We start from the raw sequence: 20,914 nt of genomic DNA, 5'->3' as shown, positions 1-20,914 counted from the left end.
GTTTATTTTTATATTAATATTCTAAATGCTTCTATCTCCTGCTCTTCATGCTGTCCATGATTGCAGCATAGGTCTTCTCTACCCGACGGCTCAGGTTTTCACGGATGCTTTTCGAAGAACGCAGCAGACTGGCAGCCACATCCACCGCAAGCCCGACAGATAAGCCTTTGCTGTATTCGTAACCTTTTACATAGGTGATGCGGCTGAAGTCCGGACGCCAGCGCCGGTCCATTGGTTTTTTGTCCCCCGCCGCCAACAGGTATTCGTTGGCTTCTGCTTCCAGCTTATCGCCATCCGCATCAATGGCGCCGAAAGTATTCAGCAAATCGTAATTAATCAGATCAATCAGCTGCCTGGCAGAATTATTATTCAACACAAAGCTGATCTTACCGTTGGCAAGCAGGAGCAGGCTGCGTTCCTTCCATGCTCCCAGCTTGTTCAGCACGTTCATTTTATAAATGGCCGGCAGGCGTTTTTCAATATCGTCCGCCAGATTATATTGCGCCGCTTCCAGCGATTCGGTACGGCCAAAGCGGGAAATGGAATCTCCCGCCAGCGTCTCGCCGGCAATACTGGCAACAGGGATAATTTCAAGCTGCGGGTCGCGATGCAGGCGCTTTGTCATCTCTTCCTGCAGATACTCTTTCATGCCTTCTATCTTTTCCTGCTTCCGGAAACCGTCCTCCGCATTGGTCAGAACCACGATCACCTTGCAGCCGGACTGCAGCAACGGCACAAGGATCTCTTCAATCTCCGTTTCTTCAATGCGGGCGGTGTTGGCGGAAAAGCAGTAATACACTGCATGGAACCAGTCTCTGATATGGGGGGATGTATTGCGTTTGCGCACCAGCGCCAGCACTTCCTTCCGCCATTCCGGCAGAGAATCCGCCTCAATCCCCCAGGTATCGAAAACATGGTAAGCTGTCCCGTTGCGGGTAATCACATTCTCGTGGAGACCTTTCCCCGTTTTAGGCAGGCCTGCTCCTGTGGGCAGGTCAAAGCCGTAAAGGTAATTCAGCAGGGAAGTCTTGCCCACCCCGGTTTTTCCCAGCACAAGAATATTCCTCACAGCGGGTTTGTGCGGTTTAGTTTTCTGTTCTGTTTTCTGCTGGCCGCGGTAATCCTTCGCGGCCATTTCCGTTCCTGAAGGAGAACCTTCTTTTTTATGAGGTCCTTTGCTTCCCGTACGGTTCCAGATTCTCATTGACATAAGTCACCTGTAACGATTGCTAAAAATCATACTGCATTCTTTTTATAATACTTCTGAATCAGCTGCATAATCACGTCCATGGCAAAGGCAGACGTGATATCCACCTTTTCCCCTTTTGCCATACGGGACGCGGTTTTATAACAGACTTCATTAACCGCCCGGCCAAAGGCATACGTGAAGGAGGTGGCCACGCCGCTGTTCACTACAGCCGCTGCAACGGAGCCCGCGCCGGGAATCAGCTTCAACAGGGAACGGGAAAATATCCGCCCCGTATTGGCTACCACCACGTTGACAAAAACTTCTTTAATTTTGTCAGTTCCCCGGTCGATGCCCCAGAAATTGAAAAGATGCGTCGCCATAGTAGTCTGGATGGCAATCAGCGCTGCAGAGTCCGTCATGGGTAACGGACACACTACTGCGCCGGCGGCAGCCGCCACGTACCTGTGAATCAGCTTGTCTGCCTGGATATGCTTCGCGCTCAGTTCCTGCCCCAGAGCCTGGGCAAACGCCAGCTGCAATCCGGCGTCCAGATGCTCAACCGACCAGTTCAGAAGCTCGCCCCACTGCATTTTTTCTTCTGGAATCCGCGGATCGATACTCACCATGAACGCGTCTGTCTTCGGCAGTTTCTTTTGCAAAACTTTTTTCATCTCGTCCAATTCAATCATGGTAGCCGCGTCGATCTGTGTCAGCACCACGCAGACCTTGGTAAGTCCTTCCAACGCGGCGATTGCGTCCAGATCCGTAGGGGTCACCCGTTTGTTGGCGGCAGAAATACAATACCAGACCAGATGCACATACTTTTGGACATCCCCCTGGCCGTTGGCATTTTTCACGAAGCCGATTACGTCTTTATAAAACTGCTGCTGTTTATCTTCCCCCACTTCGTAGCCCAGGGTATCATACAGCACCACGTCCAGATTCTCCGGCTCATAGCGGGTAATGCGGTCCGTCAAGGGCTTGCCGTTGCCTGTGGCAGCCACGTCCATACCGAAGAGATGATTGATCAGGCTGCTCTTTCCCACACCGGTACCACCGGTCACAAGGACGCTCGGTTTTTTAACGTTCTTGCGTATCTTGTCCAGTACTTTGTCGTAATCAAAATACTGCAGTTTATCGATTAATTTCTTTACGTCCTCTTCTTTCATTGGGAATACACCTCCGAGTCCTTCCTGCACGGAAACCTTATGCTTACTCCTCTTCCGCAGGCGCTGGCGCGAATCCCAGCTTCCGGTTCTTCTTCAGTTCCTTACGCAGATCCTTAACCAGATCCTGCAGGGTTACATCGTCCATATCTTTCTGCAGGTTCCGTTTGAACTTCTTCAGACGCCCGTCCATGACCGCGTGGATATTTCCTCCCACGGGGCAGTCCGGGTTGGGATCGTGGAAATGGAACAGATCTTCCTTTTTGTCTTCCACAGCGCAGAAAATATCCCACAGTGTGATCTTTTTCGGTTCTTTCGCCAGAGCCGCGCCACCCACACCGGCCTCCACAGTAACCAGTCCGGCATCTTTTAATTGTCCCAGCGTTTTGCGGATAATGACAGGGTTTACGTTGACGCTGTTGCCTAAAAAGAAGGACGTCGTCTTGAACTGTCCCTCAAATTCATTGACTGCCAACAGAATATGTACGGCAATCGTAAAACGGGAAGAAAATTGCATAATCGTTTATCTCCTTAAAATCCTACGTCTTCACCTACAAGGATAACCTTGATCTTATGAGCCGGTTTGCTGCGGCGGGTGACAACGATATAGTTACAGATGGTATCGGCAAAGTTACAGTTCGCGCAGACTCCGGTCAGCGCACAGGGCGTTTTGGCGCCGAAACGCTGGATGTTGATAGCTGCAGCCGTTGTGTGGGCGCGGTCAATGGCACTGTGCAAATTCCCTGTAACCTTGTTCAGCCCGGCGATGACAATGACCTGTTTCGGCCCGTAAATCATAGCGGCACAACGGTTTCCGTTGCCGTCTATGTTCACCAGTTCACCCTCTGTCGTCAGGGCGTTGGTACTCATTAAAAATGTATCACAAAGCAAGGCCTTCCGCATAATCTCCATGCGCTCTTCCGGTGTTTTCGCGGTATCCCGGTCAATACAATTAAAATTCTTCCGCACATACTCCAGCAGACCGATTTCCGCAATGGTAGCGGAACCGCCCCAGGAAATCACATCTGTTTCCGGAATAAGAGCCAGCGCCTGCTTAAGCGCTTCCTCTTTCGTAGCGCAGTAATATGCGTCAAAGGCCCGCGCCTGTAACTTTTTCACCAGTGTGGCGCCTAATAAGGCGTTGCGTTCTGTTCTCGGATCCGCCATAATGATTTCCCTCCCCGGCAAGCTTAATATTTTTATAAAAGGATAACTGGTCACTGGAATACTCTTTTTATTATACCATTAAAAATTAAAATGAGGAATGGAAAAACCCATTCCTCACGCAGTTTACTTAAATATTTTACAATTTGTTGTCATGAAAGGCAATACAACAGCATATTATCCTTTCGGCACAACCTGCGGGCCCCGGTTTGTTTTGCCCTTCAGACGGTCGTCCTCATACACCGGCCACATTTTTCCGTCGTATAAAGTAAGCAATTTGATTTCATTGCCTGTATCACCCACGATAAAATTCATCTGGTAGCGGGAATCGTACTTATCCATGTTCCTGTCTTCCCATACCTGAACCAGGTACCAGCCTGCCCAGCAATCCACCGGAGGATTGTCCCCCGTCAGGAACTCCATCTTGTAATCATAGAACTGGGAACGGTTGTCCATGTTGGTCGCGGCGGGGATGAAATCTTCCAACATGTATTTGATCATGGCCTGCTGCAGCACCAACGGAGCAGGCCTGTCGGTTACAGGGATATAATGTCCGCATAACGGCGCAGACAGCGTTTCCGAACCTATGATGTTGATGCGTCCGTCGAACGCAGGCTGCATCACATATGCCTGGGACTGGTTTTTCTTCAGCCCCTTTGTCCCGTCGGCATTGACGGTTTCCGCGTAATCCAGCATAAACGCGACCATATCGTCAGTCGGAACCGGACCGGCCTCCTTGGCCGGATTCAGTTTAAACTCTTTCGAGCTCCGCAGACGGGCTGCCATGAACACGCTGCCATCCGGATGGGAAGGATGGCTCCGCCGCACGGATTCAATACCTATGTAAGTACGTTTAAAGGGATCCCCCGCCAGCGTTCCTTTTTTGTGCATCACCACCAGATAGGTTACTTCTTCTCTGGGAGAAAAACGCCGGTATACGCCTTCCGGGATATCCTCGGGACCAATTGCTTTTTCGGAAGAAGGGTTTGCCGCAAAGCCGGATACACAGGTTAATGTTAACAGAAAAGCATAGCAAACAAAAAGGAAAGGCAAAATTTTATTAAAAGTGCCTGAATATTTTTTTACATCGGTTTTCTTTTTCATGCCCTGCCTCCTTTATGCTGGTTTTATTTAAACTTTATATTGCTTATGCGTTTTCGAAATTGTCACTGATACGCGATCACAATTCTTGAAACACGTCCATTCTTTACAAACACATATAGATTGCCGACATTAACCTGCTGTTTTGTATCATGATTATACCAGTACAGCGTTTCGCCGTTTTCAGCCGGGTTTTTAATATCTTCCTTTCCCAACCGCGCGTACATATCCTTTAACGACATGCCTACCGTCACACCGTCGGGGGTTGCCCAGCCGTTTTTACCATTGGATTCAATCCGCCAGGCGTTTTCATTATAAAATTTCACAATAATGGATTCTTTTTCATAAATGAACGTGGACTCCACAAAATCACCATAGGCTTCCGATTTCACCTCTTCCATCGTGACACGTTCGGGAACGCCGAATACGTTCTTCGCATCTTCAAACTTAGCGCCCAGCTGCACGCCTAAGGCGATTCGGCTGGCTGGAAGTTCTGCATGCGTAAAGCTTGCAAAGCCAAACAACAAAACGAAACACAATGTAATAACCCTGATCTTTTCCATGCTTATACCTCTTTTCATTTCACTTTTGTCCCGCAGTTTTCACAGAACCTGGTATCGGGTTTTAACGGTGCGCCACAGTTCTGGCAAAAATGGGGGGGCGCGTCCGGCATAGTTTGTACCGGATTCTCCGTTGCATTACTTTGTGCGTTGCCCATCACACCTGCTGTACCGGCCACATAATTGCCTGCCACTCCCGGCTGTGGTCCGCTTTTCTGCCGCTGATGCATCCGGTTTTCTTCCAGCGTCCGGTTATGCTGATTAATCTCTTCCTGGCGGCGCTGCAAATTCTGCTGTTGCAATTCCTGCTGACGCTGAATCGCTTGTTGACGCAATTGTTCTGTACGTGTTCTTTCTTCGTTAGTGGCCTGGTCTGCCTTCCTTTTTTTCATGAAGAAGAATACTCCGCCGCCAATTACCGCTACTGCCGCTGCGCCGCCAGCCAGCATGCCCGTACTGAAGGTTTTACCTTCATTAGCGTTACCTCCCTCAGCTTTGTTTTTATCTTCACCGTTCTGTTTATCATTACTACTGCCAGTTGCGCCTTTATTGCCTCCGGCTGATTTTGTCGACACAACGGCGGCGCTCACGTCAGAAGTAGTAAGAATCAACTTGTTCCTCTCAATCAATTGCTTGTTATACTCTTTATTTTTACTCTTGTTGTTCAATATAAAGGTTTCACTGACTTCAATGGTATCTGCCCCCTTGGGCGCCGTATAACTGAGGAACAGATTACTCTTGTTATCTTTCTTATAATTCTGTGTTTTAATCACTTTTCCTTTCTTTTTTGCAACGATTTGCATACGAATGGAACAGCTCCGCCCAGTAATCGGCAAAGTCTTTGTTCCTGCCAGTGTGGCCTTAATCACAAATTTCAGCTTGCTTTCCAGCTTTATTTTTCCACGATAGGTATGCATTTTGTTTTCCAGCCCGGCATAGCGGAAGTTGTCTGATCCTTCCACGTCCAACGTAAGAGCCATTAAGCCCTGTCCCACCAAATCATAATCCGGTACGCGACGCACCTCTGCAGCAGATACATGTATGGCAGAAAACACCAGGAACACGCCTATCAGCAAAAACTGTAAAGCAGTTTTTAAAACAAGGTTCATAAAGCTGATACTCCTTTTCAAATTATTCAGTGCACGCTCAAGCTCATACCGCTACCGTTATTGGTAAACTGGAAGGAGTATTCTCCTGCGTGACCCCTTCCGGTCTGAGGGTCATAGGATGGGGTGAATGGTCCTACTGTAGTCAATTCTTCATCTTCATGCCCTTCAGGTCCCCAATGATAACTGTATATTACAGACAGTTTTCCTCCATTATTCCTTACTCTGACAGTTACTCTCTTTTTTTCTTTTGCCACATATACGCTATAGGTTCCCGCCACTTTTTCAGGTGCAAAAGGCGCCAATACTTTTTTCTTTTCCCCAACAATTGCCGCTTTGGTTATGTTCCCTTTTTCATCTCTTGAAACCATAATTCCGGTTGCTTTCATTTCTTCCCCGGCCGCTTCGCTAATCAGTTTATCCAAGTCGCGGATATTTCCCCCCGGCCCTAAAACAGACTTGATCAGTCCCTGTAATGTCGAGTTCATAAACGTGTTGAATGTTTTTTCATATTTACCGGCGTCCCCTGCATTGGAAACTTCTTCCGCTTCTTTTTCCAGATCTTTAGATGTAGCGACAGTTTTAGAAGCTTTTTCCTTTTCCGCAGTTTCCGCCTTTTTTCTTAAGTCGTCCATCGTACCGCTCAAACCCAGGGCTTCTGCTTTCTCTTTATCCCTGGCATTCGTTTTCTTTAACGCTAGAGAACCTACGCGGGTTTCAGTACTGCCGTCTTCCGTTTTACGCATATTAATTGCCAGGGCGTCATCACCTTTCAGCGACTTCCACAATTCTTTCACATCTCCGCAAATCTCTCCGGAATTCTCTCGTAATTCGTGAAAATCTATACAAAAATCCGGTACCGATGTGATGGTATCGGCGTCTTCCCACGTGGGGTTGTGTTCACTCCAATTTTTAAAAGCCTTAGAATAATTATCTATCGAATTCTTAGCTAACCTTTTTACAAGATATTTACTACTCTGAGCGGCTCCTTTTTTATCGGCAAGAGTTTTTGCATAATTAAAAGCGGACTTACTATCGTTTACCCATGAAGCTGCATTTGAAGCAATATTGAGAAAAAAATTAGCAGCTCCGGTATAAACCTGAACTTTCTCCAGGGTTTTATCTTCTTCTCCCTTTAGAAGAACCACGCCTGTCTGTAAGACATCTAACCCTGTATCAAGAAAGTTTGCCGTAAATGCCGCGCCTCCGGCAATACACACTGCAACAGGAGCAGTAGCCGTTGCCGCGCCTCCGGCAATAACAAGACCGGCAACCTTCCCCGCTGATTTAGCTACATTTGCGGCTTTATAGGCGGCATCGTAAAATTCTGCATTATCATATCTTGGTTTCATCGTATCCGCAACATCACATGCTTTTGCACTGCTGTGGCGCAAAGCCTGCGAGATACTCATCAACTTTTTACCTTCTAAGCTTTTAGGCAATTTTACTTGTTTGCTTTTTTCTTCCGCATACACTGTCGGCACCAGGCGGATTTCCGGAAGCGTCAGCATTGCTGTCTTTTTCTGATACGGATTATATCCTTCTGTTCTCTCCAACTGAGACAGGCCCAGGGCATAAAATGTTGCCACCGAAGCAGACTCCTGTGCGCTCTTCCAGGCTGCTTTCATTTTTTTCAGCAGCCTTTCATGATCTGCAGGGCTCCCCTTTTTCGGATCGAAATGAATCAGCGCTTCAGTGTATAATCTGGCCACCTGATTACGGCGAACAGCTTCAAAAACCAATGCGCGGACAAAAAGAGTTTCATTATTCGGTTTCGGCCTGATAACAGAAATAACGCCCTCCGGCAACTTATTTGCAGGTACAGAAAAGCCCTTGATTTCTTTTTTCCTGCCTCCGCTGCCGCATCCGCTCAATGCAACCGCCAACACCGCAACAGTAAGAATTGCCGCTGTTCCTTTCAAAAACTTTGTCAGTCCCATAACCAAATCCCCGCTCTAAAACCGCGCCATAACAACCGTAACGTTATACAATACCAATCTTACCATGTTCCGACAACCTTGGATTTTTCCAAATCAATTTGCTGCTATAACATTCATAATTACATTCTTCCTTTTATCCTTCTCTCACCTTTGCGTTCCTGCAATGACTTTTGATATAATTCGCCACAAACGCAAAGTCTTCGTCTTCTGCATACACCTGGTTACGGCTCAGCGTTTCATTCAAACAGATCAGGTGCTCTTTAGGCAAAATCTCCAGTTCTTTCACATCGTCAAAATAAGTCAGCATAGATGTGCGCGACGCCGCCAGAATACCTGTGCCTACGGTACTCAAATTGCCGCCTGCCAGTCCTGCGAGGACAGTGATCGCACCTGCCAGTTCAGATTTCTTTACATGCTTATCATGCTGTTTGTGATTGATGCCCTCCTCATCCATCTCAAACACTACGCAATATTTTCCGCCGATTATGTACGCAAAAACGAGATATCCGATGATGCTGAGCACAAGAAAAATACCAAACAGGATTGCCGCCGCCTGCGCCACAAACTGCAGCGTTTCCATTAAATCGCCATCCATAATATTTATCGCAAACAAAATTGCCAGCACTATCACACCGGCGACAAGCATCGCTCTCCACACTTCTTTGATGATCACCGGAGATTTGTACATGTCCAGTTCATACACCCAACGGTATTTTCCGTCATAGCACATGGTAATGTTTTTACTTTTATAGGTGTTGTCCGCCATAACAATTCTCCCGTTTAACCGCATAATTTACAAATATAAAAATTATTATAATAATTATATCATAAACCGATAATGATTCACACATATTATACTAAAAACATCCCGGTCATCGTACGGAACCGGGATGTTTTAACCGTCGCTAAAGCAATATTATTTTTTCCCGCGTTTATGGATAAACCAATAGAGCAATGCCGCGAGGACCGGAATGCCAATGCCTGCTGCCGCGACAGCGGCATCCGTTCCTTTTTTCTCGATAATCATCAGCTTGCCTTTGCTGTCGTTCACCTTCTTTACAGTTTTACCGCTTAGCTGCGTCGCATTGGCTTCCGCAAAGCCAACCACATTCAGTTCATATTCTACCGTAGTGTAGCGCGGCAGCACCTGATTACCATTTTTGTAATAATCTTTCAGCTGCACCGTGGCTACCAGCAGGCGCGAATTTTTCGGCAGCGTATATTCCATATTCACGTTCAGCCGTTTTCCCGCCGTGCCTTTTATTTTACGATAGAATTTTTCCAGCTTCTTTCCTGCGTAGCGGTTCATTTCCGCATAGGGTTGCATCGTAACTTCCAATTCCTGAACCGCCCCCTGCAGCGACTGCTTCGCCGCAAGAGTAAACCGCAGCGGCTGACCAGGGTCTGCCGTACCCCTTCGCGTGTAAAAAATCCGCGAATCTTTAATTTCTTCCTTATAACCCGTATGCTGTGCTTTCACCCCATAGGCAGTGAACTCTGCTGTGACGGTATTGCCTATGGAGAACTCGTCCCTGTCCACCGGTATAGCAGGTGTGGCAAAAGCCGCATGCGCAAATAAGCAAAACAGAGCGACCAGAAAAAACAATCTATACAGCCAGCAGTTTACCTTTTTCATACTATTTCCACACATCCTTAATGACGCTTTGGATGAAATCGTCGCAACACGCTTATACCTTTCCTGAACGTCCGGAACCAACAATTAACTCTGCCGCTCAATTGGGGCCGGCCGTATACCTGACCAGTCTGCCTTTTTTAAACTCTAAGAACATAAGATTCGGTCCCGTTTCTTTCATCGCAAACTGGACCACTATATCGGTTCCATCTTCTTTCTTTGATTTGTCAACCTGCATCGCGTTTCTCTTCGCATTATAAGTCTTATTTACATATTTGGATTTTAAAATCTTATACACTTCGTCCCGGGTCATGCCAACCCTGATACCGGCGTCAGATACAATCTTTTTATCTGTCGTCGAAGCGTACAATACCGTCCTTGATACCCATTTTTTCCTTACTTCAAGAGGCGGAACACCGCCGCCGATCCAGTCTTTAAAGCTCACCCCTTTATAATCATATTCTTTTGCGCCGATAAATGGCTTGCCAGTACCGGAAGGCTTACCATAAACCATTTCCACTTCTTCCCATGTACTGCCGACGCCTACAACAAACGGATCCCCGCTCAGCCGGTTACGGGAAATCTTCCTTACAAAATTGATGCGGTCCTGACGCACTTTATCTCTAAACGCCAACAGGTCTTTCTTTTCCGTTTCGTCGCCGGCCTGATTTAACAACGCGGTAATCTGCGCATCTGACTTTCGCATCTCTGCCAGAATCTTCTTTTCAGTTGCAATCAGTTTATCCAGGCCAGCCTGATATTGCGTATACTCCTGCCTGGGCGGACGTGGCTGCTTCCAGTCATCCGGTTTCACGAGAACCGGCATCTGCATGGACATAGCCGTTTTTTCCGCTTTGCTGATGGCTTCTTTTTCCTTTGCGAACTTGTCACCGCAGCCTGACATGAACAATGTTGTCATGCAAAGCACTAATAATAAAAACTTTTTCATCCCCGGTTTCCTCCGGCAAAAAATGTATCGGACCGTTTTCAACAAACAATCATACGCACACCCGGTTAAAGCACCAAAAGCAGGTTAAAGCCTCCGCATGTGCTTTACAGGTTCAGTTTCAAATCAAGCTGTCGAATTAGACTAATGCGGTTTTAATAGCACCAGAAATCTTCCGTACGGTACTGCCAGCCGATTCTTTTCATGCAGAAGTCAAATACTTTGTCCCCGGGCGAAACCACTGTCATATGGCTGCCGTCCATCTGATTCGTTTCATAGCGCCACATTTCCTGCCCATGTTTTATATATTTCCATTTTACGATGCGTTTCAGTCTTCCGTTCTGCACCTCTTTTGTGGAAACCCTGAAAAACTTACCTTCCAGATTCTCTTCCCAGACAAGCGTTTCGTCCATCACATAAACGTCCGCATTACTGTTCTGCCAGCGATCCACCCAGATATCCTTTGCCTCGCAGGGAAGAACCGAAACAGAAAACACTGCCACTGTCAACAAAAGCACCGCAACAATAAACTTTTTCATGTTGAATCTCCTGTTACCCTTTCCCGCCTTCCACTTCATACACTTCCGGCGCACCGTTTGCGCCTATCCGGCAGGTCAGCTTTGTCCAGGGAGCATAGCCGCTGCCCGGCATGGCCGTCATGTAAAACGCCTGGGGATCTGTCATCACGTACCAGTCCGAGCCATTATTCCCTACCATATCCGAAATAAAACGCGTCATGGCATACTCGCCCACAAAGACCGGTTCGTTGCGGAGGGCATATACCCGTACGGCGTGCTTCCAGTCTTCCTTCTGATAATCCACATACAGGTACCGTTCACCCTCCGGCATAGACACCAGTGTGGCGCGGATCTGTTTTGCATTAAACTTATCTTTCAGTTGTTCGCCGCAGTAATCAATGAGCAGTTCTTCCGGATCGTTCATCACGGACAGCCTGTCACCGCGCGGGCTGTCGCTTAAACGTACGGGCAGGTAGGAAGGAATTTCCATGCAATAGGCTTTCGGCCCCCGCCAACTAATGGCTTGCGTGTACTGATCATGTTTGAAAATATCGAGCCTCTCGGAATACAGCAGCGTAGTGGTGAAAACCCCTTCCGCATACGAACCGAGGATGTACGGATTGAAATAGAAAGTCACGCCCCGGGGATCCATGGTCCAGAACAGATGCCCCTCCTTCGCCAGCTGGTCCACCATCTCACGCATGCTGGCGCCGTTGTTTCCCTGAAATGATGCTTTGGGATAATCAAACATCAGCTGTTGTTTGATGGCATTTGTCATGGCAGTGGGGCTTGTGAAAATATCAGTCAGCTGCATCTCCTTTCCTGTGTAGGTATCGAAGGTTTTGCCTGTGAAACCATACATACCATGGGCGCCGCCCATATAACTGGAACCGGATTCCAGCAGGCTCACCACGAGGGAGTCGGCCCGCCGCACATAGATATCTCTGTTATCCTCAAAAGCGGGAAAGAACGTAGCGCCATACTTCGCCCGTTCGCTGTGGTCTAATTTAGCATCGGACAACATTTTCCTGCTTGAAGCAGCGAAATTTTTACTTTCATTTGCAGTGTATGCATCCAGTGCTTTGTTAATATTCGGTTCAAACGGCACGGGGCCGGTTACCCGGATGCCTGTCCAGCGGGCGCGTAAAAGGTCACCCTTCTCGTCGCTCACGTCATAATGTTCCGTACGCGTCACCAGCGGAATGTAGTGCAGCCCCAGCTGGTAATCCACGCCGTTACCTTCGGCAAAAACAGGACGCGACCAGCTTATACCGGTTACCCCATTTGTCCCCGCAAGGCCGCTTGTATCTGCAAGGCCTGTTTCAAAAACCGGCGCGACAGCAAACGCAAAAACTGCTGCAAGTACAGTTGCTGCCGTTTTCATCTTATTCATGTGATAACCTCCTTTTCGCACAATAACGGCACATTTTTTATTTGTACTCTTTTCATGTTATATCGATTTTTCGACAATAGTATGTCATTGCAACACCGGACATCACTTTGTTTATTAATTTTACCATATTTTCGCAGAGGAATAAATTGAATTTGAACTGAGAACAGCAAAAAATCCGGAACACCTGGTTTTCCAGGTATTCCGGATTTTTGTGCGTCTTCAATATTTGATTCAAACGGAAGTGTCCGCTGCTTAAGTGATTCCTTCATCTTTTCAGCAACGCAACCGCCAGATCATTCACATTAGTGCCTGTGGGGCCTGTCATGATCAGCCCGCCGATGGCTTCCAGCGCGTGATATGAATCATTCTCCCGCAGCATACTGTCAAAATTGATTCCTTTTTCTTCCAGGGCAGCGATGCTTTCCCCGTCCACATAGCCGCCGGCCGCGTCGGTAGGACCGTCTGTGCCGTCGCTGTCAATGGAGAAAATCGCGGCGCCTTCCAGCCCGGCAATACCAGGCGCTGCTGCCAGCGCCAGTTCCTGGCTCCGTCCTCCGGTGCCATACCCGGTGACACGGACAACGGTTTCGCCACCGGCGATAAATGCGAGAGACTGTTTGCTGCAGGCATGGCTTTTCAAAATGCTGGCAAGAAAACTGCCTGCCGAACTAGCCTCACACCGAAGTTCATCAGTCAGAACTAACGCTTTATATCCCATCTCTTCCACCGTCCGCGCCGCTGCAGCGCAAAGTTCCTTCACCGAACCGTTAACATGTGTTTCTATATTGTTAAGTTCTTTCGGCGTTTCCTGTTCCAGCAGCGCTGCTGCTTCCGGAGACAGATGGATTTTATATTTTTCTATTATGGCTTTTGCCTGGGCACAGGTACTGCTGTCCGGATAGGCCGGCCCGCTGGCGATACTGTCCAGGGGGTCGCCTAATACATCACTCAGAACGATACTCAGCACCTTCGCCGGATAACAGGCCAGGGCAAACCGTCCCGCCTTTACGCCGCTGAGGCGCTTGCGGACATTGTTCAGTTCCACTATATCCGCGCCGCTGTTTGACAAACCCAGCGTAATCTTCTGCAGTTCTTCCTCAGGAATCAGCGGAAGTTCAAACAATGCACTGCCTCCGCCGGACACAAGAAAAATCACCGTGTCCTCCGGCGCCAGGTTCTTTACCATTTCCAGCGCCTTCCTGGTTGCCGCGAAACTGTTTTCATCCGGAATCGGATGGCCAGCCTCATAACATTCCACACCGGGAATATCGCCCTTCACATGTTTGTATTTTGTGATGACAATACCGGCGTCCACCTGTCCCAGCGTATCTGTCGCCGCCTTTGCCATCTGCCAGGCCGCTTTGCCGATCGCTACTAAAATTTTCCGTCCGGTATTAAACCGGTAATCCCTCAGCGTGCGCCGTACCGCTTCATCCGGCTGCACTGCCTGAAGCGCGGCATATATGATTTTTTCGGCGTCTTCGCGCAATACTTTGTCCATCCGCTCTCCTCTTTCAAAATAACCTTATAAAAGAATCCGGAATGTGCCGTGGAGCACATTCCGGAATTTCTACGTTTTCCGTAAACAGTCAGGGTATTTATCTTCACACGATGAAATATTCCTTACAGCTTCGGGCCTGCAGCTACCAGTTTCTTCCCTTCAGCATTCCCTTCATATTTTTTGAAGTTTTTGATAAACCGTTCTGCCAGATCTTTAGCCTTCACGTCCCACTCCGCAGAATCCGTATAGGTATCCCGGGGATCCAGAATCGCCGGATTCACACCGGGCAGCGCGGTAGGAACTTCCAGATTAAATACGGGAATTTTTTTGGTGTGAGCCTTATTCACATCCCCGTTCAGAATTGCGTTGATGATGCCGCGGGTATCTTTAATGGAGATACGTTTACCGGTTCCGTTCCAGCCGGTGTTCACCAGGAACGCCTTAGCGCCGGATTTTTCCATTTTCTTCACCAGTTCGTCCGCATATTTTGTCGGGTGCAGTTCCAGGAAAGCCTGGCCGAAGCAGGCGGAGAAAGTCGGTGTCGGTTCGGTAATGCCCCGTTCCGTGCCGGCCAGCTTGGCAGTGAATCCGGACAGGAAGTAATACTTGGTCTGTTCCGGAGTCAGGATAGAAACCGGAGGCAGCACGCCGAATGCGTCTGCAGACAGGAAGATCACGTTCTTCGCGTCAGGGCCGGAAGAAGTATCACGGATCTGCTTAACATTATGCTCAATATGTTTGATAGGATAGGAAGCACGGGTGTTCTCCGTCACGCTCTTGTCATGGAAATCCACCTTGCCTTCTGCGTCCACGGCAACATTCTCCAGCAGCGCGTCGCGACGCAGCGCGTTATAGATATCCGGTTCGGACTCTTTGTCCAGGTCGATGACCTTGGCATAGCAGCCGCCTTCCAGGTTGAAAATGCCATTGTCGTCCCAGCCGTGCTCGTCGTCGCCGATAAGGTAGCGGTTGGGATCTGTGGACAAGGTGGTTTTGCCGGTGCCGGACAGACCGAAGAAAATCGCGGTGTTTTCGCCTTTCAGGTCCGTGTTGGCAGAACAGTGCATGGAAGCGATGCCCTGCAGCGGCAGGTAGTAGTTCATCATGGAGAACATGCCTTTTTTCATTTCACCGCCGTACCAGGTATTCAGGATGACCTGCTCGTGGCTGGTAATGTTAAAGGCGATACATGTTTCGGAATTGATTCCCAGTTCTTTATAATCAGCAACTTTTGCCTTGGACGCAGCGTACACTACGAAATCCGGTTTAAAGTTTTCCTGTTCTTCCTCTGTGGGAGCAATGAACATATTCTTCACAAAGTGCGCCTGCCAGGCCACTTCCATAATAAAACGGACGGCCATGCGGGTGTCCGCGTTGGCGCCGCAGAAAGCGTCCATTACAAACAGCCGCTTGCCGCAAAGCTGCTTAACGGCTTCTTCTTTTACCTTCGCCCAAACTTCTTCGCTCATGACGTGGTTGTCATTCGGATACTCAGGTGTCGTCCACCACACTGTGTCTTTGGAGTTTTCATCCATGACAATGTATTTGTCTTTGGGTGAGCGCCCGGTGTATATGCCGGTCATGACGTTCACAGCATCCAGTTCAGTCAGCTGGCCTTTTTCATACCCTTCCAGTCCGGGTTTCATTTCTTCTTCATATAAGAATCCGTAGGACGGATTGTGGATGACTTCCGTTACATCGGTAATACCGTACTGTTCCAAATTCAAAACTGCCATTCTTACTTACCTTCTCTTTTTTGATGATTTGTTTTATGGACCTTTTTTCAATTCGCAAGCTGCAAATTCACATTTTATATGAATCGTAATATAAACTGTTTTTGATGTTTACTGCAAAATTATTCGTATTCAATCGTCGCCGTGGGCTTCGGGGTAAAATCGTACAGTACACGGTTCACGCCTTTCACTTCATGGACGATGCGGTCGGTGATGTGCTGCATCAGTTCATAAGGAACATTTTCCACCGTTGCGGTGATGGCGTCCTTAGTGTTGACGGCACGGATGATGACCGGCCAGTCGAACGTACGCTTACCATCGCGGATCCCAGTAGACTTGAAGTCAGGCACTACAGTGAAATACTGCCATACTTTTCCTTCCAGTCCGTTCTTCGCGAATTCTTCCCGAAGAATCGCGTCGCTTTCCCGCACCGCTTCGAGACGGTCCCGGGTAATGGCACCCGGACACCGCACGCCCAGCCCCGGACCGGGGAAAGGCTGACGGTATACCATGTTGTCAGGCAGCCCCAATTCCTTGCCTACTACGCGGACCTCGTCCTTGTATAACAGTTTCACCGGTTCCACCAGTTCAAAGTTCAGTTCGGGAGGCAGACCGCCCACATTGTGATGGGCCTTGATGCCCTGTTCGCTTTCCAGAATGTCAGGATAAATGGTACCCTGAGCCAGGAATTCAATACCTTCCAGTTTCTTCGCTTCTTCCGCAAATACTTCGATAAATTCACCGCCGATGATCTTGCGTTTGGTTTCCGGATCGCTGACACCAGCCAGCTTGCCTAAAAACCGTTCCGTCGCATCTACGTAAATCAGGTTTGCCTTCATCTCGTCCCGGAACACTTTGATGACCTGCTCCGGTTCTCCTTTACGCAGCAGACCGTGATTTACATGCACGCATACAAGTTGCTGCCCTACCGCTTTGATCAGCAACGCAGCTACAACGGAGGAATCTACGCCGCCGGACAGCGCCAGCAACACTTTTTTATCGCCAATCTGCTTACGCAGTTCCCCAACCTGTTCATCAATAAACGCTTTTGCCAGTTCGGCTGTCGTAATCCGTTCCATCGTTTCCGGACGTTTTGCCTGTTCCATAAATGAGCCTCCTTAGGATTTGTAAGAACTATTATTTCTTGTTTCCTGCCTTAAAATTACAAAATGCATAGCAGGCTTTCATTCAGGCCTGCTATGCAATACAGTTTAATTGGAATAGTTGTCAAAATAGCCCTGCACCAGAACAACCGGGGTGCCTTTGTCGCCGGAGCCGGAGGTCAGGTCGCAAAGAGAACCGATCAGGTCGGTAAGCTGACGGGGCGTGGTGCCTTCGGACGCCATATTGCCAACCAGGCTGCCGCTCTTCTTCACGATACTGTCGGTAATGGCCTTCTTCAGCTCTTCGCCGGACAGGTTCGCAAAATCATTGTCTGCCAGATATTTCAGTTTCAGTTCATTGGGTGTTCCTACCAGACCGCTGGTAAAGGCCGGGGAAACCACCGGATCCGCCAGTTCCCAGATCTTGCCCTGGGGATCTTTGAAGGCGCCGTCGCCGTATACCATGACTTCCACGTGTTTGCCGGTAGCTTTCAGCACCCTTGCCTGGATTTCTTCCACCAGGGACTGGCACTGGTGCGGGAACAGTTTTACCTTGTCTTCCGTGGATTTGTTAGAACCCAGAAGACCGTATTTTTCATTGTAGCCGCTGCCATTGACAGATGCCGTCATAATATCGTCCAGACCGCAGACCACTTTCGCGCCGGCTTTTTTCAAAATCCGTTTTGTGCGGGCACGGGTGTGGATGTCACAGTTCAAAATCTTGTCCGCATATTTCAGGATAGCTTCCGGATGGTTGGCGAAGATTACTTCCACTTCCGCGCCGCTGGACTCCATCAGTTCTTTATAATAGTCAACATAATCCACGCCGGTGAATTCATGAACCGTCGCGCCGAACAATTCGCGGTATTTTTCCAGGGTCAGCACATCGCTGAACGGATTTACGCCCGCTTCATCGATCTGATCCAGGCTTACCAGATGGTTGCCTACTTCATCGGAAGGATAGCTCAGCATCAGCACGACTTTCTTCGCACCTTTGGCAATACCGCGCAGGCAGATGGCAAACCGGTTGCGGGACAGGATCGGGAAGATGACGCCGATGGTCTCACCGCCCAACTTCGCTTTCACATCCGCTGCAATGTCATCTACGGAGCAATAGTTTCCCTGAGAACGGGCCACGATGGATTCCGTGATGGAGATAACGTCCCGGTCGCGCAGGGCAAAGCCTTCGCTTGCCGCGGCTTTCAGCACGCTTTCCGTTACAATGTCTGCCAGGTTATCGCCCTGACGGATGATGGGTAAACGGATGCCTCTGGATACAGTACCTACTAAACGTTCTTTGTTTTCCATATAAAATGTTCCCTTCTTAAGGCCATGAGGCCGGATTTCAAAAAAGCATACCACTATATATTTTACCCTTATTTTTTTATGGGGGCAAGTGTTTCCGCTATTTTTTCTTATTTTCTCAGTTCTGCCGCGTAGGCTTCCGCCACTTTCTCCACCACATTTTTGATGACGGGATCAATCTCGCCGTCGGTAAGCGTGCGGTCTTCTGCCTGGAAGGTCAGATTAAAGGCCACGGACTTGCAGCCTTCCGCCACCTGCTTTCCGGTGTACACGTCGAAGACGCGGATCCCTTTCAGCAGTTCGCTGGCATTGGTCCGCAGTACGCTCTCCAGCTCCTGCATGGTCACGTTTTTGGGAACCACTACCGCAATGTCACGGCTGGTGCCGGGGAATTTGGCCAGATGCGTGTATTGGGGAACCTTCAGAGCCGATTCGGCCAGAGGCGCCAGCTCCAGTTCCAGCACATAGGTTTCTTCAGGCACATCGAAATTAGCCGCAGCCGTAGGATGCAGGCAGCCGAAATAGCCGATTACCTTTTCTCCAACTTTTACGACGCAGCTCTTACCCGGGTGCATGTAAGTTTCCTCACAGGCAGCCAGTTCATAGTCCGTCAGCTGCATCTTTGTCAGCAAACCTTCTGCTACGCCTTTTATATCATAAAAGTCCACGTTGTCCTTGCCGCTGGTCCAGTTCAGTTCATTGCGGCGGCCGCTCATCACGGCACCGATGACCCGCCGTTCTTCCGGATGTTCAGTCAGGGGCAGGGACTTGGGCAGGTACACCCGGCCCACTTCAAAAATCTTCACGCTTTCCGCCTGCCGGGCCAGATTGTATGCCGCCGTGTTCAGCAGGCTGGGCAGCATGGTGGTACGCATCACGCCGAACTCGTCGCTGATGGGGTTCATCAGTTTGATGACGTTGCGGCGGGCATCGTCTGCTTTCAGCATCATCTTATCCACAAAAGACGGATGGGTGAAGGTGTAGGTCATCACTTCGTCCAGACCGGCGGAAGCCAGATAGTCTTCCGCTTCGCTTTTCACTTCTTCCATGGGATCTTCCTTGCCCTGGCGCAGTGCCAGTTCCGGATTGTGGCTTTCAATTTTATCATAAGAATGCATGCGGGCGATTTCCTCGGAAATATCCGCATCACAGGTCACGTCCTGACGCCAGGTAGGCGCCGTAATTACCAGAGCGCCGTTGTCTTCCTTCACTTTAAACTGGAGACGCTGCAGAATCTCTGTCATTTCTGCTTTGGGAATATTCACACCGATACGGGTGTTGATGGTTTCCGGTGTTACGGTAATCACTGCGGGATGATAGGGCACCGGATACGCATCCGCAATACCGCAGACCGTTTCGCAGGCGCCCATTTCTTCCAGCAGATGAGCCGCCCGGTCCAGCGCGCGATGGCAGTTGGCAATGTCCACGCCCCGCTCGAAACGCATAGAGGCTTCACTGCGCAGGCCCAGCGCTTTGGAGGTGCGCCGGATCGACGGACCGTTGAAGGCTGCCGCTTCCAGAATAACGGTTTTGGTTTTATCCGTTACTTCGGTAATCAGGCCGCCCATGACGCCGCCCAGGCCCACGGCTTTTTCCGTATCCGCAATGGTGATCATGTCCGGTGTCAGTTCCCGGTCCTGATCGTCCAGGGTCTGCAGGTGTTCCCCTGCTTTGCCCCGTCGCACAATAAGTGCCTGACCGGCCAGCGTGTCGTAATCATAGGCGTGCATGGGCTGCCCCAGTTCCATCATCACATAGTTGGTCACGTCAACCACATTGCTGATGGGACGCACACCGCAGGCGCGCAGCTCGTTCTGCATCCAGTCCGGAGACGGCATAATTTTAATATTTTTCAGCGCGCGGCTGGTAAAACGGCTGCACAGTTCTGGAATCTCAATAGCAACACGCAGCATGTCGTGAACGTCACCGCCAGCTGTTTCCTTTACGCTGGTATCCGGCATGCGCATGGTCTTGCCCAATACCGCAGCCGCTTCCCGGGCTATGCCGGTCATGCAGAAGCAGTCCTGTTTATTGGCGGTGAGGTCAATATCCAACACTGTATCGTTGAGGCCCAGCACATCTTTAATATCTTTTCCTATAGGTGTATCCGGCGATAAAATCAGAATGCCTTCCCGCTGTTCCGGCAACAGCAGCTTGTTGTCAATACCCAGTTCTGCCGCACTGCACAGCATGCCGTAAGAATACACATCGGCCATTTTTACTTTTTTCAGTTTCATGCCGTTGGGCAGTTCCGCGCCCAACGTTGCCACGGGAACGATGTCCCCCAGTTTCACATTCTGGGCCCCGGTCTGGATCTGGACGATCTCACCGCTGCCGTAATCCATCTGGCAGACCCACAGATGATCGCTTTTGGGGTTTTTCTCAATAGCTGTAACCTTACCAGTTACCACACCGGTAATCCCCTGTCCCTGATGAATTACGCTTTCCACTTCCAGCCCTACCCGGGTCAGCTTGTCAGCCAATTCTTCGGGAGTTACATCAATGTCAACATAGCGTTTTAACCATGCAATCGAAGCTAACATTATCTTTCCCTCC

Annotated in this window: 18 protein-coding genes; all 18 read right to left on the bottom strand. The window is 49.3% G+C overall.

Annotated elements, in window-relative coordinates; translation table 11 throughout:
* Positions 1-31: 31 nt before the first annotated feature.
* The 18 genes from BM159_RS03520 to pheT all read right to left on the bottom strand — a co-directional run bounded on the left by BM159_RS03520 (position 32) and on the right by pheT (position 20,901).
* Positions 32-1,204 carry a GTPase gene (locus tag BM159_RS03520; protein ID WP_177205895.1) on the bottom strand — a complete coding sequence of 391 codons (1,173 nt, stop codon included), beginning with the start codon at positions 1,202-1,204 and terminating at the stop codon, positions 32-34.
* 32 nt (positions 1,205-1,236) lie between these two features.
* Positions 1,237-2,358, bottom strand: coding sequence for a GTPase (locus tag BM159_RS03515; RefSeq protein WP_093912891.1), 1,122 nt, complete (start codon positions 2,356-2,358; stop codon positions 1,237-1,239).
* A gap of 43 nt (positions 2,359-2,401) precedes the next feature.
* Entirely contained in the window at positions 2,402-2,872 is a 471-nt protein-coding gene (locus tag BM159_RS03510) for an Rrf2 family transcriptional regulator (RefSeq protein ID WP_093912890.1), read from the bottom strand.
* Positions 2,873-2,886: 14 nt separating this feature from the next.
* The gene (locus tag BM159_RS03505) at positions 2,887-3,522 is read right to left on the bottom strand and encodes a lactate utilization protein (RefSeq protein WP_093912889.1); all 636 of its coding nucleotides are present in this window, start codon (positions 3,520-3,522) and stop codon (positions 2,887-2,889) included.
* A gap of 174 nt (positions 3,523-3,696) precedes the next feature.
* The gene (locus BM159_RS03500) at positions 3,697-4,623 is read right to left on the bottom strand and encodes a hypothetical protein (RefSeq protein ID WP_093912888.1); all 927 of its coding nucleotides are present in this window, start codon (positions 4,621-4,623) and stop codon (positions 3,697-3,699) included.
* A 62-nt stretch (positions 4,624-4,685) separates the two neighbouring features.
* Positions 4,686-5,183, bottom strand: a complete 498-nt coding sequence (locus BM159_RS03495) for a hypothetical protein (protein ID WP_093912887.1) — start codon at positions 5,181-5,183, stop codon at positions 4,686-4,688.
* A 14-nt stretch (positions 5,184-5,197) separates the two neighbouring features.
* Positions 5,198-6,289, bottom strand: coding sequence for a zinc ribbon domain-containing protein (locus tag BM159_RS03490; protein ID WP_093912886.1), 1,092 nt, complete (start codon positions 6,287-6,289; stop codon positions 5,198-5,200).
* A 26-nt stretch (positions 6,290-6,315) separates the two neighbouring features.
* On the bottom strand, positions 6,316-8,226 hold the full coding sequence (locus BM159_RS03485; RefSeq protein WP_093912885.1) for a hypothetical protein: 1,911 nt from the start codon (positions 8,224-8,226) through the stop codon (positions 6,316-6,318).
* 133 nt (positions 8,227-8,359) lie between these two features.
* Complete coding sequence (locus BM159_RS03480; RefSeq protein WP_093912884.1) at positions 8,360-8,992, bottom strand: hypothetical protein; 633 nt, start codon at positions 8,990-8,992, stop codon at positions 8,360-8,362.
* Between the two features lie 150 nt (positions 8,993-9,142).
* Positions 9,143-9,862, bottom strand: a complete 720-nt coding sequence (locus BM159_RS03475) for a hypothetical protein (RefSeq protein ID WP_093912883.1) — start codon at positions 9,860-9,862, stop codon at positions 9,143-9,145.
* 97 nt (positions 9,863-9,959) lie between these two features.
* Complete coding sequence (locus BM159_RS03470; protein ID WP_093912882.1) at positions 9,960-10,808, bottom strand: hypothetical protein; 849 nt, start codon at positions 10,806-10,808, stop codon at positions 9,960-9,962.
* A 152-nt stretch (positions 10,809-10,960) separates the two neighbouring features.
* Positions 10,961-11,344, bottom strand: a complete 384-nt coding sequence (locus BM159_RS03465) for a hypothetical protein (RefSeq protein ID WP_218149489.1) — start codon at positions 11,342-11,344, stop codon at positions 10,961-10,963.
* A gap of 13 nt (positions 11,345-11,357) precedes the next feature.
* On the bottom strand, positions 11,358-12,716 hold the full coding sequence (locus tag BM159_RS03460; protein WP_093912880.1) for a DUF3298 and DUF4163 domain-containing protein: 1,359 nt from the start codon (positions 12,714-12,716) through the stop codon (positions 11,358-11,360).
* Positions 12,717-12,981: 265 nt separating this feature from the next.
* Entirely contained in the window at positions 12,982-14,217 is a 1,236-nt protein-coding gene (locus tag BM159_RS03450; RefSeq protein WP_093912878.1) for a glycerate kinase type-2 family protein, read from the bottom strand.
* 122 nt (positions 14,218-14,339) lie between these two features.
* Positions 14,340-15,953 carry a phosphoenolpyruvate carboxykinase (ATP) gene (gene pckA, locus BM159_RS03445; protein WP_093912877.1) on the bottom strand — a complete coding sequence of 538 codons (1,614 nt, stop codon included), beginning with the start codon at positions 15,951-15,953 and terminating at the stop codon, positions 14,340-14,342.
* A gap of 119 nt (positions 15,954-16,072) precedes the next feature.
* Positions 16,073-17,056 carry a glutamine-hydrolyzing GMP synthase gene (gene guaA, locus BM159_RS03440; RefSeq protein WP_093912876.1) on the bottom strand — a complete coding sequence of 328 codons (984 nt, stop codon included), beginning with the start codon at positions 17,054-17,056 and terminating at the stop codon, positions 16,073-16,075.
* Positions 17,057-17,161: 105 nt separating this feature from the next.
* Positions 17,162-18,361 (bottom strand): coenzyme F420-0:L-glutamate ligase, encoded by a 1,200-nt coding sequence (locus tag BM159_RS03435; protein WP_093912875.1) that lies wholly within the window; start codon positions 18,359-18,361, stop codon positions 17,162-17,164.
* A gap of 107 nt (positions 18,362-18,468) precedes the next feature.
* Positions 18,469-20,901 carry a phenylalanine--tRNA ligase subunit beta gene (pheT, locus tag BM159_RS03430; protein ID WP_093912874.1) on the bottom strand — a complete coding sequence of 811 codons (2,433 nt, stop codon included), beginning with the start codon at positions 20,899-20,901 and terminating at the stop codon, positions 18,469-18,471.
* Positions 20,902-20,914 lie beyond the last annotated feature (13 nt).

This window comes from Succiniclasticum ruminis DSM 9236 (assembly GCF_900112895.1).
Classification (GTDB): Bacteria; Bacillota; Negativicutes; order Acidaminococcales; family Acidaminococcaceae; genus Succiniclasticum; species Succiniclasticum ruminis.
The sequence above is the reverse complement of the archived record's forward strand: the minus strand, read 5'-3'. Positions and strand labels throughout refer to the sequence as shown.

Bases quoted from the DNA above. Each gene is read 5' to 3' on its own strand.
- BM159_RS03510 (WP_093912890.1), bottom strand. From the start codon at position 2,872: ATGCAATTTTCTTCCCGTTTTACGATTGCCGTACATATTCTGTTGGCA.
- BM159_RS03435 (WP_093912875.1), bottom strand. From the start codon at position 18,361: ATGGAAAACAAAGAACGTTTAGTAGGTACTGTATCCAGAGGCATCCGT.
- BM159_RS03490 (WP_093912886.1), bottom strand. From the start codon at position 6,289: ATGAACCTTGTTTTAAAAACTGCTTTACAGTTTTTGCTGATAGGCGTG.
- BM159_RS03485 (WP_093912885.1), bottom strand. From the start codon at position 8,226: ATGGGACTGACAAAGTTTTTGAAAGGAACAGCGGCAATTCTTACTGTT.
- pheT (WP_093912874.1), bottom strand. From the start codon at position 20,901: ATGTTAGCTTCGATTGCATGGTTAAAACGCTATGTTGACATTGATGTA.
- BM159_RS03480 (WP_093912884.1), bottom strand. From the start codon at position 8,992: ATGGCGGACAACACCTATAAAAGTAAAAACATTACCATGTGCTATGAC.
- BM159_RS03470 (WP_093912882.1), bottom strand. From the start codon at position 10,808: ATGAAAAAGTTTTTATTATTAGTGCTTTGCATGACAACATTGTTCATG.
- BM159_RS03520 (WP_177205895.1), bottom strand. From the start codon at position 1,204: ATGAGAATCTGGAACCGTACGGGAAGCAAAGGACCTCATAAAAAAGAA.
- BM159_RS03450 (WP_093912878.1), bottom strand. From the start codon at position 14,217: ATGGACAAAGTATTGCGCGAAGACGCCGAAAAAATCATATATGCCGCG.
- BM159_RS03505 (WP_093912889.1), bottom strand. From the start codon at position 3,522: ATGGCGGATCCGAGAACAGAACGCAACGCCTTATTAGGCGCCACACTG.
- BM159_RS03465 (WP_218149489.1), bottom strand. From the start codon at position 11,344: ATGAAAAAGTTTATTGTTGCGGTGCTTTTGTTGACAGTGGCAGTGTTT.
- pckA (WP_093912877.1), bottom strand. From the start codon at position 15,953: ATGGCAGTTTTGAATTTGGAACAGTACGGTATTACCGATGTAACGGAA.
- BM159_RS03460 (WP_093912880.1), bottom strand. From the start codon at position 12,716: ATGAATAAGATGAAAACGGCAGCAACTGTACTTGCAGCAGTTTTTGCG.
- guaA (WP_093912876.1), bottom strand. From the start codon at position 17,056: ATGGAACAGGCAAAACGTCCGGAAACGATGGAACGGATTACGACAGCC.
- BM159_RS03500 (WP_093912888.1), bottom strand. From the start codon at position 4,623: ATGAAAAAGAAAACCGATGTAAAAAAATATTCAGGCACTTTTAATAAA.
- BM159_RS03475 (WP_093912883.1), bottom strand. From the start codon at position 9,862: ATGAAAAAGGTAAACTGCTGGCTGTATAGATTGTTTTTTCTGGTCGCT.
- BM159_RS03515 (WP_093912891.1), bottom strand. From the start codon at position 2,358: ATGAAAGAAGAGGACGTAAAGAAATTAATCGATAAACTGCAGTATTTT.
- BM159_RS03495 (WP_093912887.1), bottom strand. From the start codon at position 5,183: ATGGAAAAGATCAGGGTTATTACATTGTGTTTCGTTTTGTTGTTTGGC.